The sequence below is a fragment of the Desulfamplus magnetovallimortis genome, assembly GCF_900170035.1.
GTDB lineage: Bacteria > Desulfobacterota > Desulfobacteria > Desulfobacterales > Desulfobacteraceae > Desulfamplus > Desulfamplus magnetovallimortis.
On the sequence record NZ_LT828540.1, the window covers coordinates 446,759 to 462,090 of the forward strand.

Sequence of the window (15,332 nt, forward strand, 5' to 3'; positions counted from 1 at the left end):
TTTATCTATAAAAGCATTTATTTAAGGGTTTAAAAATGGTGAAAAGCCCTCTAACTATTGGGGAACAGCGTTATGGTTTGTCAGTAACTATTTTTTCTGTGGAGAATACGGCCTATTTCTATAACGTCTCCATCCACATCAAACAATATGCGATAACAACCTGCACGTAATCTATAGGCAGGTTCAAAATTTGTCAATTTTTTAATATTTGAAGTATTTGGAAATTTTTTTAATAGAAGTATTTTTTGATGAATTTTCTCTCTATTGACTTTATCAATTCTCTTTAAGTCCTTAATTGCGCTGCTTCTAATGTTAATCTTCATTTTTAAGATACTCGTCAAAAGGGATGCTTTCATCGTCTCGTGTAGCCTTTAACAGCTCCAGATCTTTTGCCTCACTGCCTATGACAATTTCTACACCATCTTCTTTGATATGATTCAATAACCATAAAATTTTTTCAAAAACAGCATCATTGGTAATTTTAAGGGTGACCGTTTCCATAATTTTAAACCTCAATCTATATAATTTAGCACCTTACATCTTGATTCTTGATTCTTGCTCAAAAAACAAGAATTTGATGAGAGGTGCATGGGTTATGGGTTTCCCGCGTTAGTAGTACAGCAATTTCCATTTTACCACATGTAAAAAAAGGTGATTATGTACTCAAAATTGACATTTTATTGCTTTTTTCCATTTATTGAATTTGTCTGAACCAGGATAAAAAAGATATTCAAGATAGAAAATCTTGCTTTATCCTGTTAATCTTGGGAATCCTGATTCAGACAGTATTGACAAGGCTCAAGAGGTCATAGGCGTCGATTTTGATTATGTAATAACTGCTGAAAAAGCAATATGATAGCGATTTTGATAATATAACATATTAATATTAAAAAGGATAATAAAACCATGACCATTCACATTCTTGTAGTTGATGACGACAGGTTGACCCGTACGATTTTATCCTCATATTTTTCAAAACCCCAGTATCAAGTTGATCTTGCAGTTGACGGAAAAGATGCTTTGCAGAAAATAATTGATTCCAACAATACCACAGAACAGTACGATCTTGTAATTACAGACATTGAAATGCCGAACATGAACGGCATTGAACTGATGAACGAAATGAACCGTATGGATCTGATGCTGCCTGTCATGGCCATTACAGCAGCCACAGATGATAAAAATATTATTATAAATCTTTTAAGGCAAGGATGCTCTGAATATGTTCCCAAACCCATCAAAAAAGAGGATCTGCTTCAGAGGACACAGAAGATATTGAGTCAGAAAGCCTTGAAATCCTCCAAGAAAGAACTTGAAATTCACAAGGAAATTGATCAGATATTTATTCAGCATCCAACGGAAAAAATTGACCTCCAGATTCAGCGATTTCTGACTGTTCTTTTAAGCTTCATGAAAAGCGATTTTGCTGCATACGGCTCAGTTGACAGCCAGAATCACAACATCTCCCTCCAGACCGCAAGTTCCAGTAACTTCTCAACAGCTCTCCACAAAACACTTGGCTCATATACTTTAAAAAAGCTGGGTAAAAAATGCTTAGAAACCAGTTCCATTTTGATCAACAACAATATCAAGTCACCTGCCGAAGCCTTTATGCACCCTGTTCGCTTTGCTGCTGTGCCCATGTACCTCCAGAGCTACAACGCTTTTTTTATTGTTGCCTCATCGCACCGCCATGCTGCCTACTCCCATGAGGACAGCATAATTCTGAAGAGCATTGCAAATCATATCGCTCCAATTCTTGAAATCAAGTCACAGATGGATGAATCTGAATCACAGCGCCGTATTGTACAGGATCATCTTGAATATTCAAACAAGGAGCTAATGAAACTCAATGAGGAGCTGCAACTTGGTCAGCAGCTTGCCGAAAGCATTTTCAGCAACATACTTGCTGATATGCCGGCAGCTTCAAATAACATTGACCTTTATATGAAGCCCATGGAAAAAGTTGGTGGTGATATCTTTCTCTCCACACCAGTATTCCATAACAGGCAATACATGATTCTCGGGGATTTTACAGGCCATGGACTGGCTGCTGCCATAGGAGCAGTTCCTGTTTTGAACATCTTCAGCAAAATAAGGGACAACTCCCACTCCATCAGCGACATTGCCCGAGAAATCAATAGAGAGTTGAAAAAACTTCTGCCTACCGGACTCTTTCTATGTGCAGGACTGCTGGAAATTGATTATGATGCAGATATTCTCCATGTGTGGCTTGGAGGTCTTCCTGATCTGCTGGTATTTGACAGCAACGGAAATCTTAAACACCGTGTAAACTCAAGGCATATTCCCATGGCAATTATCGGAGATGAGGCATTTGATGGCACCCTTGATATAATAGATATAAAAACCGGTGACTCATTCTACATTTTTTCTGATGGTATAATTGAATCCCAGAACGATGATGAAGAGATGTTCGGCCAGGAGCGGGTTGAAAAAATCCTTGGCAGAACAATTGCTGCTTCAAATGAAAATCATCACAAAAGCTCTTCTGATACAAATCCCAATAATGAAGAGACAGATAAAACAGACGGCAAGGTTAATTGTATGGTGAATAACATTGCACCCCTTATAAGCACTTTTAATGATTTTTGTGGAAAAACACCTCCAGGTGACGATATAACTATTGCCGGAATATGCTATCTTCCCGAGAGAATAATTAAGCAGAAAAATAAAAGGATTACGGAGTGGAAGCTTTCCTGGGAGATAGGAGTTGAACTGCTGAAACAGTCATCTTCCATATATACGGAGCTTCTGTCACTATGCATTGAACCCTATCCAGCACTTCATGCAAGAAAAGAGGAGTTATTCCTGGTTCTTGTGGAGCTTTTCACAAATGCCTTTGAGCATGGTGTGCTTGCTCTGGATGCAACCCTTAAAAAAGATATTGCAACCATGGGGCAATATTTTATAAAGCGGGAAGAGGCCATAGCAAATCTTGAATCTGGATGGATCAACATTGAAATTGAACTTATTAAATATGATGAAAAACGGGAACTTATAATCAATATTACAGATTGCGGCTCCGGTTTTGATTACAAAAACGAATGCTGCCTGGCTCTCTCTGATTTAGACGACGTAACCCCCAGTGGACGGGGTCTTCCCCTTCTTAAAAGCATCTGTGACGACATTACCTTCATGGGAAGGGGTAACAAGGTAAGGGCAGTCTATTCCTGGGATAATGATTGACTATGTTGGTTAAGCCTTTACGAATTTGATTTTAAGATTTTAATACTACATTTGTACTTTTCTAAATAACGTACATGGCTGATGACCGCCACAATCGAAGGGATGAAAGTCTTTATGAAAACAGCCATTTGTGGGGACTTTCATATAACGTACATGGCGGATGTCCGCCACAATCGAAGAAATGAAAGTCGTTTTAAAAACAGCTATTTATTGAGACTTTCATATAAAAGCATTATGTACCTGTCCCCATTTCCCTGTCCCCATTTCTCCCATTTCTACAACAATGCTTCTCCCTGCATGATTTCAGCAAATTCAGAATTTTTTGCTGCAAATTTCTTCATTACGTTTAACTGCCGTCTCAATAGGGAGCCTTCGGCATGATTCAAATCCAGATCGCTGATCACCTCATGCTCAAACCGATGGAGCTTCTCCGCAACCGGTTTCATCATGGTGCGGCGATCCCACAGAATATAACCGAAAAGGGCAACGATCAATGCGATAAGTGAGGTGAACAGAACCAACATGGTCGCATTGATGTCGGCTTGCCTTGCACTTAAGTCATCCATTCTTTTGCCAATGGCTTCAAGCCCTGTTTTCATCTCCGCTCTCAACGCTTCCTGACTCGATTTCATCTCCGCTCTCAAATCAGATATCCTAACTGAAAGTGCTTCCTGTCCAGACTTCATTTCTGATCGCAGCGCCTCCTGTCCCGACTTCATCTCTGATCGCAGCGCCTCCTGTCCCGACTTCATCTCTGATCGCAACGCCTCCTGTCCCGACTTCATCTCTGATCGCAACGCCTCCTGTCCCACCTCCAGACGCATCAGTTTATCCGTAATTTCACGATCCGTTATCCGTTGCGCTATCTCCACGGCATACAGCTTGACCGGTATCCCCACCTGAATTATCAGCCATAAACCCATTGTCCATATTAATACGCTAAATTTCATCTCACTCTCCTCCGTCGTTTTTTTCTCTCACAACATGAGTATAACCATCAAGGGGTAAAAGGGCAATCACAAAACAAAACGGAGATGGCACATGCATTATGTATCTCTCCCCTTTTTCCTTTCAAAAAATAAAATTCCAACCCCACTTCACCAAACTCTGGGATTAAACCCTTCCGGCCTGCTGATATCCACACCTTCACCGTTCTGGTACAACACATAAAAACCCTTGCTGTGGGCATAAGTTTTTACACTTTCACTCATTACCATCGCGGCCACACATCCCAGAGCCTTATGGTTTTTATAAAGCGGCAAAAGACGCTTGAGTTTTTCCATCCTGATTACATGTTCGTCCACATGCTCTCTTGCCAGTTTACTTTTACACTCTACGGCAATGAGGGTGTTGTCATTTACCACCAGAAGGTCAATTTCAATCCCTTCCCCATTACGACGGGCTTCAACTCCAGGGTAAACTTCATGCACCTTAATACCCATGCTCTGAAACAACTTCACAACAGCAGGTGACACCATATTCTCCACAAACTCTCCAAGACGGTTGCCCAAAGCACCAAGGTTTTTAGAAAGATTCTTGATGATGCGATCTGTCTCCTGAATTTTCCTATCTGTCTCCTGAAACTTCCTATCTGTCTCCTGAAACTTCCGATCTGTCTCCTTGGACCTTCGTTCTGCCTCTTGAGACTGCTCTTTAATAAGGCGGTCTGTCTCTTTATACAAATCTTTTATTTCCTGAAAAAAATTCAGAATATTATCCGGTGACAAAGCCTGTTCCATCACTTATCCTCCCTCTGCTTCCTGTTATTTCTCCTCTACATAGTTTTATTTTAGTATAACCACTGAAGCGATAGATGACAATCACAAAATAAAAACGCGGACGGCTCATGCATTATGTACCTGTCCCCACTTTACTTACTTAAACACTTTACTTAAACACTTTACTTAAAGAGAGTTATTTCTTGTTCTTGTGGAATATTTCACAAATGCCTTTGAGCATGGTGTTATTGCCCTTGATGCAACCTTTAAAAAAGATATTGCAACCATGGGTGAGTATTTCATAAAGCGGAAAGAGGGTTATGAGGGAAAACCCGAATATTTATGAGCATATTCTTGACAAAATTTATTTACACCATTAGAATTATAAGTCATTGTTAATTTAATAATTGCTCCAGCAATGTAGAACCCTTCACAAATAAAAGAGATACAAATGACATACAAACTTCTGCTCATTGACAATGACGCACCTGCATTGATGACTCCCCTTTTCAAATCATTTTACCAGAATATGGATTATGGTTTTGATACCAGAACCCATGTGACAGATATATCATGGGATCTTGTGGATCGGGCTGACATTATCCTTCTGGGCTACTCATTTTCTGACAACCACCTTGGAGTTGAGTTTCTTCGTGAACTCAGGCAAAAACGTCCGGGTCTCAGGATTCCTGTGGTGCTTCTAAGTGCCCCCAACGATATCAGGAACTCAGAATGGCAGGAGTGCCTGGAGCTTGGTGTCAACGACTTTATCTGTAAAACAACACCACCGGAAATTGTGAAACGAAAACTTGACTCCATTCTTGAGGGTGAATCCTACAGGAAACTTAGCGAAGAACTAAAGGAAAAATTGTCCTTTGAAGAGTCAAGATCCCCCATTGAAGAACTTGATTTCCGTGCAATTTCAGCATTGATACCAGATGCCAGGGAATGGGCATACACATTCAGGATAATACTCAAGGAAGGCCCCTTGCACCGGCGTCAGGCCAATGGTTTTTTTCTGGCCGTCCTTAACAGATTTCTTGTAAATATTTCACAACAGACAGGCAAAAAGATTACCCCCTACCCCTTTGATACAGTGAACGGGCAACTTCAGGAATCTTCATCCCCGGCAGCTTCTCCTGGCCATGAATTTTCCGAAAAAGGCAACCAGGAAAGGATATCTTCAGGGAATCTGCGTAACTTAAAAGAAGAAAGCTCAATGCAGGGCACCATTTCAAAACAAGTAATAAATAATGGTCGTTCTGTTCCATTGGGAATTCCTGCCAGACTTATGACAGAGATGTTTGACAATAATCGCACAAAAATTGCAGATTTTTCAAAAAACATGTTAACAGGTCCTCCCCATGATGTCTTCATGAACCTTCTGCTTCTTCATGTTCTTGAAGCTTTTAGGGATATTATAGGCACGGGAGAAACCCCGTGAAACACTCAGCTACTGATCTTGATCCCAGGGTAATATTGCGAACCATTGAGTCAGCCATATCGGAACTCGGGACATTCAGCACTGCTCTTATACTTCAGGATACTGTGAGCAAAATCACAGGTGATTCAGAAGCTTTTGACCTTGCTGAGACTCTCTCTGAAACATTTCCCATGTACGGTGAACTCATTGCAACAGGAAATGACCCTGACGATATAAAAAATTTCATAAAGGAAAATACAAAATATCTGGCTGAAACCCTCAAAGGTTTTACATCCATTGTGGTTGTTGGCATTGAGGCTGTGATCCTTGATCAACTTGCCAGACATCTGCCGGATTCCATTATTTATATTGTACCCCATACCGGAAACATGGATGCTGAAAGGGTACTTTCCAATTTTCCTGCAAATGTCCGCTTGATTGACCTTCGGGATCTTATGCCCCTTGGTGGTGTCAGAAGTGTTCTGATATCATACATATTCTGCCCAATGGGTGACGACTCTTTTGTATATCCGGTCACCTTCAGGGCAGTTGGTCCTGATATCAGAAGTGCCTATAACCAAATTATCGGCCTCAATATGCTTTCCGGCTACCAGCGTTACCTTTCAGATATGGCACCCCTCTACTCCACAAGCCGATTTTTCACGACCCAATTCAGGATGGTATAAAAAATGACCAGTATTGCCCTGATTATTGTAATGATGCTCACCCTGCTCCTTCAGGCCATCATTCCCACAAGAAAAATGCTCATTATCTTCTGCGGTGCAACCGTTACCATAACAATTGCAGCAGTGCTGGACAACCAGAGCATCATTTCCATATACAACGGTGTTCCCTGGGATGTGCTTGTGATTCTACTGGGGCTTGGTATTTTTTCAACCCTTTTTGCCAGAAGCCGGATCTTCAGCTACCTTGCGGTATGGTGTTCCGGTGCCAGCAAAGGGGATTCACTTCTTATTCTTGCCATGTTTTCAGCCATCATGTTTTTTCTCTCATGCACTCTGAACAATCTGACAGCATTACTTCTGGTGCTGCCGGTGCTGCTGACAATTTTAAAGGCCCTTGGTGTCACACAGGATTTTATCGGTCTATGCTTTTCACTTCTTATTGTTGCCTGCAACCTTGGCGGTGCTGCAACCCCAATAGGTGATTTTCCTGCCATCCTTCTTATGGGAACAGGAAGCATCTCATTTCTCAGATATCTTGCCCTGGCCTTTCCAATGTGTCTTCTTATTTTTGGTATCATTTTATCTGTTGCGGTCTATTACCACAAAAAAAAAGTCAAAGAGAACACCTCTCTTCTGGAGCGCTCCCTTGCCCTGACATCAATGGCAAAGTTATACAGAAACATTGCCATTGATAAAACCATACTATATCCCGGAATTGCAGTCTTTTGCCTAATGTTCGGCCTGTGGATTGCTGCTGCGGAGATCGGTTTAAGTCCAGGAGTAATATGTTTTACAGGTGTTGGTATCTACATGATCATTAAAAACGAGGCTGCCGAGGAGATCATCAGACATCATGTTGATTTTGAATCCATTCTGTTTCTCACAGCCCTTTTTCTTATGGTATCCTGCATGGCCGGCTCCGGCCTTCTTGATCAGGTTGCAGCTTTACTTTCCGACTCTTTCAAAGATACCCGTATGCTTATATGCGCCCTAATGATCTGCTGCGGCATATCAACAGCCATATTTTCAGCAGGCCCCAGTATGGCAACCATGCTGCCCATTGCAAAGCAGATAATTTTAAGGGGAGATGTGGCAGGGGATACTGTTTATGTTGGCCTTGCACTATCTGTGTGTGCAGGCTCAAGCTTTCTTTTGACTGCTGCAACAGCAGGGCCTCTGGCACAATCCATGGTTGAAAAATCTGGATTAAAGACTCGGGAAGGCTCCCCTGCAATATTTAACTTTATGACATTCATTCCATTTGGAATTGTATCTTTTACTATCATTCAACTTTGCGGCCTTGCATTTGTTCTGGCAAGGATATAAAAATAGTCATTTTCAGGCATCTTCCATTTCCCAGTTTACACTTTCCCGAACAGAATGCCCGTTTTTCGGGGATACTGTTCCGGAAAGTGTAAAGTACTTTCTGTATGATATGAAGGATGCCCATTTTTACGGTAAAAAATTGAAAAATAAAGGAGACCAGGAATTGAACTGGATAGAATATGCATGTGAATTTATCGGTACAGCCATCCATGTTTCTTTTGGACTTGCCGGTATTTTTCTGGTGAGTCAGATGAATATCGGGGATATAACAAAATTTTTTATCATTGGATGTTTCTTTGCCACAGGACTTCTTGTTGTTATCTATTCCCCCATTGGTAAAAGAAGCGGGGGGCACCTTAATCCTGCTGTGACAACAGCCTTCTGGCTAAATGGACTTATGACAGGACTTGATACTTTATGGTATATCATTGCCCAGTTTGCCGGTGCTGTTTTTGGAGCATGGGTTGCTTTTATCATATTTCCATGGCAGACTTTCTATACAACATTAACCCTTCCAGCCATGGAATATCCCCTGCTGATATCCCTTTTCATTGAGTTTACGATCATTTTTGTGTTGATTATGACCATATTTTCCTTTGTATCTTCTGATCGCTCAGGCCGTTTCACAGGTATTGCGGCAGCCTGCTACGTTGTTTTGATAACTGTTCTTTTTGCCACAATTTCCGGAGCAAGCATGAATCTTGCCAGAACATTTGGAACAGCAGCAATTCTTATGCGATTTGACTATCTTTTGCTCTATTTTACAGCATCTGTTCTTGGTGCCTTTGCTGCATATTACCTGTTCAGCAAGGCCACAAAAGGGGCAAAACCTGTTTGCAGCAAACTTTGTCACAAGACAGAAGGACCATGCCTGTTTAAATGTACCTGCGAATACAGCCATATTACAAAAATTCAGTCAACAATGCCCAATATGAATAATTCCGGATTGAAAAGCTGCAATGATCCTCTGCTTACAGGCGAAGAGTCTCTGCCATGGAACTGAGCAAATATGAAAAATACGCACTGATCAAAATCAGGAAATGGGAGACAAAACGACGGGGCTTTCTTGTGGATACAGCCGCAAAACCTGTTGATTATCTTATTCAGAAAATAGGCAAGGAAAAGTTCAAACATATTGAAAATGTTGTGGAAACAACTCTGGACAAGATGCTTCATACGGCAACTTACAGCGTCAATGAAAAGGAGCTGTTAAAAAGAGCCCATGACAACGGCATTATTATCAATGATCTTTCAGAGCTTAAAACATGCCCACTTAAGCTTCTTGACAACTGCAATGAAAAGCATATCAGGATGCACGAAAGAGTAAGTGCAGCCCAGGGAGCAGCAGCAGGACTTGGTGGTGCCTTGACAGCCACTGCTGATTTAACTGCAATACTTATCCAGATATTTCATCTGCTCCAGGAAATTGCCTTTTGCTACGGATTTGATCCAAATGATCCTGTTGAAAAGCTTATTCTGCTGCGGATCATTGAAGGTGGTATCGGGAGTACAGAGAGTAAATTCAAGGCACTGAGGGAAATAAGCATTCTTGAAAAAATCCAGTTAAATGGAGATATAGACCCTATATCTGGCAAGCCTGTAAAGGCATTCAGCACCAAAGCCATGTCCGAATATATCGAAAAACTAACCCTTGCCATCATCAGCAGGTTCATGAGGCGTGCCCTGCCAATACCTCTTTTGACAATTGCTGCCGGTGCCCATTCAAACCATGAAATGATGGAAAATTCGGGTGAGACAGCTTTCATGGTTTACAGAAAAAAATTCATAATAAGAAAAAGAGATTTACTGTAAACGTTCATGCTTGCCATCAAGCCACCCCAGAATATGGAAAATGGTATCCATTGCCACGGTAAACCCTCATGGCCAAATGATATTTCGGCCACCCCCGATCATGAAAACAGAATGTGTTTTCACGGTAAACGGTCATGGCTGCCATCCAGCCACCCCCGAATATGGAAAATTGTATCCATTTCCACGGTAAAAAAGAGCATCCTTCATATCGCCGTTGATATTCGCCTTCATTGAACTCTTCTGTTTGTCCTTGCAAAGGATAGAAAAGAGTGAAGATTACTGCCAAACCTGCGCCAGCTATCCGGAGATTTCCACAGCATGGAGAGATAGCCGGCCATTACTTTTGGACGTAGAAAATGCGATTTATAAAAGAATGTGAAAAGCTCATCAAGTCGTTCTTTATTCATACCTTGAGGAACAAAGGTAAATGACATGCAGTCCATTTTTTCCCAGTTTTCTTCAAAAGAGCCGTGTAATTTGCCGGCTTTTATCTCTTTGTAAATGGGTGAACCTGGAAACGGCGTGAATTTTGCCAGATTGAAATCATCAAGAGGGAGCGAAAAAACATACTCCCTGCTCTTTTTTATGGAGCTTTCAGTCTCTCCGGGAAGCCCGATCATTAAAAGCCCTTTTACACGGATACCTGCCTTTTTGATCATATGTACTTTACAGGAGAGCATATTGAGATCTGCATTTTGTCGATGCATGGCAAGCAGGGACTCATCTCCAGTTTCGATCCCAAGACTTATCATCCAGCAACCAGCTTCCTTCATTTTGCCAAGCAATTCAGAATCAAGATGCTCTGCTCTGGCAGCGCAGTTAAAAGTCATCTTCATCCCGCTTGCAATCATATAGTCGCAAAATTTAATGATTCTTTTACGATGAAAGGTAAACTGATCATCATAAAAATTGATATGCCTGATATTAAAACGATCTTTTAAATATTTCACATGCTCAAACAGATACTCTGCACTGTTGAATCGAAAAGTTCTGCCAAAAACTGAACGATCACAATAGGAACAGGCATATGGACAGCCTCTGCTTGATATACAGCTTGCATTGGGGGTGGAAGGATAGTTAAAAATGGGCAATCTGTAGATTTCAGGGTAACCTGCAAGTTTTTCATAGGCAGGGAAAGGCAGTTGATCCAGCTCAATTTGCTTTCCGGGCATTCCGGAAAAACAGGCGTTTCCATTGGAATCCCGATAAACCAGACCCTTTACCAGCGGAATATCTCTGGATTGAGCTTTGATAAGGTTTAAAAAAGTCTCTTCCCCTTCCCCGGCAACAACAAAATCCACATGATCTGAATAGTTAAGAATCTCCTGTTTCAATGCAGAGACATGTGCACCGCCAAAAACTGTTTTTATCTCAGGAAGGAGTTTTTTTTGCATATCCGGCAATAGTCAAACCGTCCAGAAATGTGGATGTTGCACATGAGAACCCAATAAATGCAGGCTTTTCCCGCAAAAGGGCATCTTTTATGATTTTTTCAGCATCCGGACAGGCATAACAATCTATGATTTCACAGTTAATGGAGTGTTGTGAAAGATAGGCCGCAATACTGGCAAGTCCCAAAGGAGGCGTGACACTTGCCAATCTGGAAATATCCACACTGTTTTTACGGTATTTATATCCAAGAGGATGAACAAGTAATACTTTTTCGTTATTCAGCAAAAAAAGACTCCTATCTTTTTTATTTTATTTATCCACAGTCAAACAATTTCACATGGTATCAACTCAAAATCGACATCTTATTGCTTTTTTAGAAGTTATTGCAGTTGTCTGAACCAGGATAACCAGGATGGATAGGATGCTCAGGATAGATAATCCTGCCTTATCCTGTTAATCTTGGGAATCCTGATTCAGACAGTGTTGACAAGGCTTACAAGATCATAGGTGTCGATTTTGAGTATCAAGAGGATTTTCCATACACTGAGAGGTCATCAAAGAGTTGTGATGAGAAAAGCAATTTTCTCAACTTTGACAGATCATCATGGAAAATCCTTGATTCATCATAAACCTGAATTTTATCCTGAAGGATGTTGTAAATTTTGCGTGTGCCAAACCCGAGTTTATCACTGTTTCTAAACGACAGTGCCTGAAAATCGGCAAAGGTTTCCAAAGTGATGACATGTTTTGCTTTGCTGACAATTCCAAAGGCTTTTCTCGCTGCCACCGTACCCATGCTGACGATATCCTGGTTTGATGCATTGCACGAAATGGAATTTACGCTCATGGGTGCTGTCTGATTGCGATTCTCCGCAGTGGTGGATGTGGCAAGATATTGTGCCCCCATGAATCCCATGGATAGCCCTGGTTCATTGACAATAAGAAATTCAGGAAGCCCTTCGTTCAGCTTTTTGTCCAGTATTTTGTTCAACCTGCGCTCTGAAAGATTGCAAAGTGTAGAAAGTGCTATGCTCAAGGCATCCATTGCAAAGGCTATGCTCTGGCCATGGAAATTTCCTCCATGCAGAATCTTTCCTTTTTCAGGAACAATGATAGGATTGTCATTTGTGGAGTTGGCCTCTATTTCAAGGGTTGCAATACACTGATCAATGGTCTCCATAACCGGTGCCAGCACCTGTGGAGTACAGCGCAACGAGTAAACATCTTGAACATTGATGTTGGTCTCAAAAACAGCGATCTCTTCATTGCTCTGTTCCCGTATCTTGTCATGTATGTCGTCCCGGAAAGTAAGATTTCCTGTGCCCCTGTAGAGGCTACGAATGGCCTCTGTTACAGCTATCTGTCCAGGATGTGGTTTTAAAAAATGAAGATCCATATCAAATGCATCGTCTATTCCGCCAAATATCTCAATGGCAAAGGCTGCATTGACACAGGCTATATTGAGCAGCTTTTTTGCACCAAACAGGGCAAAAGCTCCAATGGCAGTCATGGCGGCTGTCCCATTGATAAGAGCAAGCCCTTCTTTGTAACTAAGAGTCAAAGGAGTCAAACCTGTCTCCATAAATGCTTTTTTTGCATCCATGAGTTTCCGGTTCAAATAGACCTTTCCCTCTCCTATGATGGCAAGCGCCATATGGGCAAGATGAATCAAATCTCCGGATGCACCCACACTTCCACACTCAGGTATATAAGGTGCAATACCAGAGTTTATCATATCTCGCATAAGTTCCAGAAGTTCAATCCTAACACCTGAATATCCCTTGACAAGCGTATTTAGCCTCACGGTTAAAATACTTAAGGCAATATAGGGTAATATAGGTGCCCCAAGCCCGGCAGCATGGCTTTTGATCAAATTTTCCTGAAGAATTTTTATTTCTCTCTCATTGACAATCTTGTTGCACATGGGGCCAAATGAAGTATTTACACCATAAATAACTTTTCTGGCCTCAACTGCAACTTTTAAAAATTCCCTGGATCTTCTGCATTTCTCTAAGGAACTATCAGCAAGCTCAACCTTTTTGTCTCCAATGCCAACTGCAACAATATCTTTGAAAGTCAAATCATTTCCGGTCAAAACCACAACGGGTCTCTCATCCATTTTTAAGTCGCTCCTGTCGTATTATCCTCTTTTACCGTGAAAAACTCCCTTGAATCAGCACATAGCTATCCTGTAACACTGAACCAAGAGATTCGTGTTTGAAATTAAAAAGACTTAATTGCCATAGTTATCAATTGGCAACAGCCTCGCCAAGATAACCAAATTTAATCAAGGCTTGAAGCCAACGCGGTGCGTTCCGTTCGACTACAATGGCTTCATAGTCGATATCCGGATCACGATACGGCTGTTTATTCTTGAGCATTGAAAAAATGACCCTAAGAATTTTGTGACCGACAGCAACGATGGTACGCTTGTGTCCCCGACGAATTACAAGCGCTTTGTATTTACCCTTGAACTGGCTGTTGGTCTTTCTTGCCGCATTGGCTACTTCGCACAAAATGCGCCGGACTGTCCCGTTCCCTTTTCGGGTACGTCCGCTTTTCTTCTTTCCGGCGCTTTCATTGTTTCCGGGACACATTCCCGCCCAGGATGATAGATTGCCGGCGCTGCCAAACTGATCCATATCCACGCCTATCTCAATGATCAGCATGGCGGCACTGAATTTATCCACACCCGGCAATGTTTGCAAAATGCCCCACTGTTCAGCATACGGGGTCATTGCTGCAAACAGATAGTCATCCATCTTCTGAATTTCCTTTTCCAGATACCGGATGTGGCTCTGTATATTTTGGAGCAAAAAGCGATGGGACTCGCCAAGGGTTTCATCCATTGAATCCATCAATTCATGCGCTTTAGATTTCAAACGACCACGGGCACATTCCACCAGCTCTTTGATTGGACGGCCATCAATCAAACCATCAATCATCTCTTGCGCAGAGATACCATTGATGTCGCTGACTACCCCGCCCAGGCGAATACCGGCATCATCAAGTATTTTATGAAGCCGATTTTTTTCCGCAGCCAACATATCTTTAACCTTCATTCTTTGACGACCTATCAGACGCAGTTCGCGCAAGTCTTTGGGGGGAATGAAGCTTGGCTTCAAGAGACCGGCCCTGCCGAGGACAGCAAGCCACTCGCTGTCCATTACATCTGTTTTTCGACCCGGGACATTCTTGACATGTCTCGCGTTTACGACATAGGTCTTGATTCCGGCCTTTTCAAGAACATCGTAAACACTTTTCCAGAAAATGCCGGTACTTTCCATTATCACCAACTCAACTTCGTGATTTATGAGCCAGCGGCAAAGCTGACGGCGGTGTTTCCTGAATGTACCGAATTCCCGGGTCTCTTTTTGGAACGTACCATCTGCCTGCTCCACCAATACGGTTGCGACAATAATCATCTTATGGATGTCTAGCCCGGCACAACGTTTGACGATCGGTTCTAAATCCGACATAATACACCTCCAAGCGAATTTCGGGTTGATCGTAAATTTTTGCAGGGGTAGGTCAAAATTTTGAAAAATCCATACACTTAAACAGTGCAGGCCATTTTACCGTACGTTCAATATACGCAACCAAATTGACTGAGGTGCGTATATGAAACAATCGGGGGTACGAATCAAAATTCCTGTTCAGTTTACTCATCAGGGTATAATAAGCCACTATAAAAAAACTCGAACAATGGGCCTACCCGAAGCAAAAACATATAGGGTATAGTAAGCATTATTTCATGTTTTTCATCCT

15 protein-coding genes are annotated in these 15,332 nt (G+C 41.7%); 7 read left to right on the forward strand and 8 right to left on the reverse strand.

Annotation, left to right across the window (positions count from 1 at the left end; translation table 11 throughout):
• Nucleotides 1-80 precede the first annotated feature (80 nt).
• Together MTBBW1_RS01880 and MTBBW1_RS01885 are read right to left on the reverse strand one after the other, a co-directional pair.
• Nucleotides 81-323 carry a type II toxin-antitoxin system RelE family toxin gene (locus tag MTBBW1_RS01880; RefSeq protein WP_080798371.1) on the reverse strand — a complete coding sequence of 81 codons (243 nt, stop codon included), beginning with the start codon at nt 321-323 and terminating at the stop codon, nt 81-83.
• Nucleotides 313-501 carry a hypothetical protein gene (locus MTBBW1_RS01885; RefSeq protein ID WP_080798374.1) on the reverse strand — a complete coding sequence of 63 codons (189 nt, stop codon included), beginning with the start codon at nt 499-501 and terminating at the stop codon, nt 313-315. Before MTBBW1_RS01885 ends, MTBBW1_RS01880 begins: the two co-directional genes overlap by 11 nt.
• Nucleotides 502-906: 405 nt before the next feature.
• On the opposite strand from MTBBW1_RS01885, the gene MTBBW1_RS01890 reads away from it, so the two are divergent.
• Entirely contained in the window at nt 907-3,207 is a 2,301-nt protein-coding gene (locus tag MTBBW1_RS01890; protein WP_080798377.1) for a SpoIIE family protein phosphatase, read from the forward strand.
• A gap of 275 nt (nt 3,208-3,482) precedes the next feature.
• Here the strand turns inward: MTBBW1_RS01890 and MTBBW1_RS01895 are convergent, their stop codons facing one another.
• Both MTBBW1_RS01895 and MTBBW1_RS01900 read right to left on the reverse strand, forming a co-directional pair.
• Nucleotides 3,483-4,157, reverse strand: a complete 675-nt coding sequence (locus MTBBW1_RS01895; protein WP_080798381.1) for a hypothetical protein — start codon at nt 4,155-4,157, stop codon at nt 3,483-3,485.
• Between the two features lie 147 nt (nt 4,158-4,304).
• Nucleotides 4,305-4,946 (reverse strand): DUF3782 domain-containing protein, encoded by a 642-nt coding sequence (locus tag MTBBW1_RS01900; protein WP_080798384.1) that lies wholly within the window; start codon nt 4,944-4,946, stop codon nt 4,305-4,307.
• 190 nt (nt 4,947-5,136) lie between these two features.
• Between MTBBW1_RS01900 and MTBBW1_RS29905 the strand changes: the two genes are divergently transcribed.
• The 6 genes from MTBBW1_RS29905 to MTBBW1_RS01925 all read left to right on the forward strand — a co-directional run bounded on the left by MTBBW1_RS29905 (nt 5,137) and on the right by MTBBW1_RS01925 (nt 10,172).
• Nucleotides 5,137-5,271 carry a hypothetical protein gene (locus MTBBW1_RS29905; RefSeq protein WP_281255606.1) on the forward strand — a complete coding sequence of 45 codons (135 nt, stop codon included), beginning with the start codon at nt 5,137-5,139 and terminating at the stop codon, nt 5,269-5,271.
• Between the two features lie 105 nt (nt 5,272-5,376).
• Nucleotides 5,377-6,369 (forward strand): response regulator, encoded by a 993-nt coding sequence (locus tag MTBBW1_RS01905; protein WP_080798387.1) that lies wholly within the window; start codon nt 5,377-5,379, stop codon nt 6,367-6,369.
• Nucleotides 6,366-7,034 (forward strand): hypothetical protein, encoded by a 669-nt coding sequence (locus MTBBW1_RS01910; RefSeq protein ID WP_080798393.1) that lies wholly within the window; start codon nt 6,366-6,368, stop codon nt 7,032-7,034. The genes MTBBW1_RS01905 and MTBBW1_RS01910 overlap by 4 nt, the downstream gene beginning before the upstream one ends.
• Nucleotides 7,035-7,037: 3 nt before the next feature.
• A complete protein-coding gene (locus MTBBW1_RS01915) occupies nt 7,038-8,360 on the forward strand; it encodes an SLC13 family permease (protein ID WP_080798396.1) in 1,323 nt (440 codons plus the stop codon).
• A 163-nt stretch (nt 8,361-8,523) separates the two neighbouring features.
• Nucleotides 8,524-9,363, forward strand: coding sequence for an MIP/aquaporin family protein (locus MTBBW1_RS01920; RefSeq protein WP_186441030.1), 840 nt, complete (start codon nt 8,524-8,526; stop codon nt 9,361-9,363).
• Nucleotides 9,354-10,172: an EcsC family protein gene (locus MTBBW1_RS01925; protein ID WP_080798400.1), complete on the forward strand. Its 819-nt coding sequence runs from the start codon at nt 9,354-9,356 to the stop codon at nt 10,170-10,172. The genes MTBBW1_RS01920 and MTBBW1_RS01925 overlap by 10 nt, the downstream gene beginning before the upstream one ends.
• Before the next feature lie 227 nt (nt 10,173-10,399).
• Here the strand turns inward: MTBBW1_RS01925 and MTBBW1_RS01935 are convergent, their stop codons facing one another.
• The 4 genes from MTBBW1_RS01935 to MTBBW1_RS01945 all read right to left on the reverse strand — a co-directional run bounded on the left by MTBBW1_RS01935 (nt 10,400) and on the right by MTBBW1_RS01945 (nt 15,043).
• Entirely contained in the window at nt 10,400-11,566 is a 1,167-nt protein-coding gene (locus MTBBW1_RS01935) for a B12-binding domain-containing radical SAM protein (protein ID WP_281255607.1), read from the reverse strand.
• Entirely contained in the window at nt 11,544-11,849 is a 306-nt protein-coding gene (locus tag MTBBW1_RS29355; RefSeq protein WP_281255608.1) for a cobalamin-dependent protein, read from the reverse strand. The genes MTBBW1_RS01935 and MTBBW1_RS29355 overlap by 23 nt, the downstream gene beginning before the upstream one ends.
• A gap of 238 nt (nt 11,850-12,087) precedes the next feature.
• Entirely contained in the window at nt 12,088-13,683 is a 1,596-nt protein-coding gene (locus MTBBW1_RS01940) for an HAL/PAL/TAL family ammonia-lyase (RefSeq protein ID WP_080798406.1), read from the reverse strand.
• Nucleotides 13,684-13,813: 130 nt separating this feature from the next.
• A complete protein-coding gene (locus tag MTBBW1_RS01945; RefSeq protein WP_080798409.1) occupies nt 13,814-15,043 on the reverse strand; it encodes an IS110 family RNA-guided transposase in 1,230 nt (409 codons plus the stop codon).
• Nucleotides 15,044-15,332: the final 289 nt, after the last annotated feature.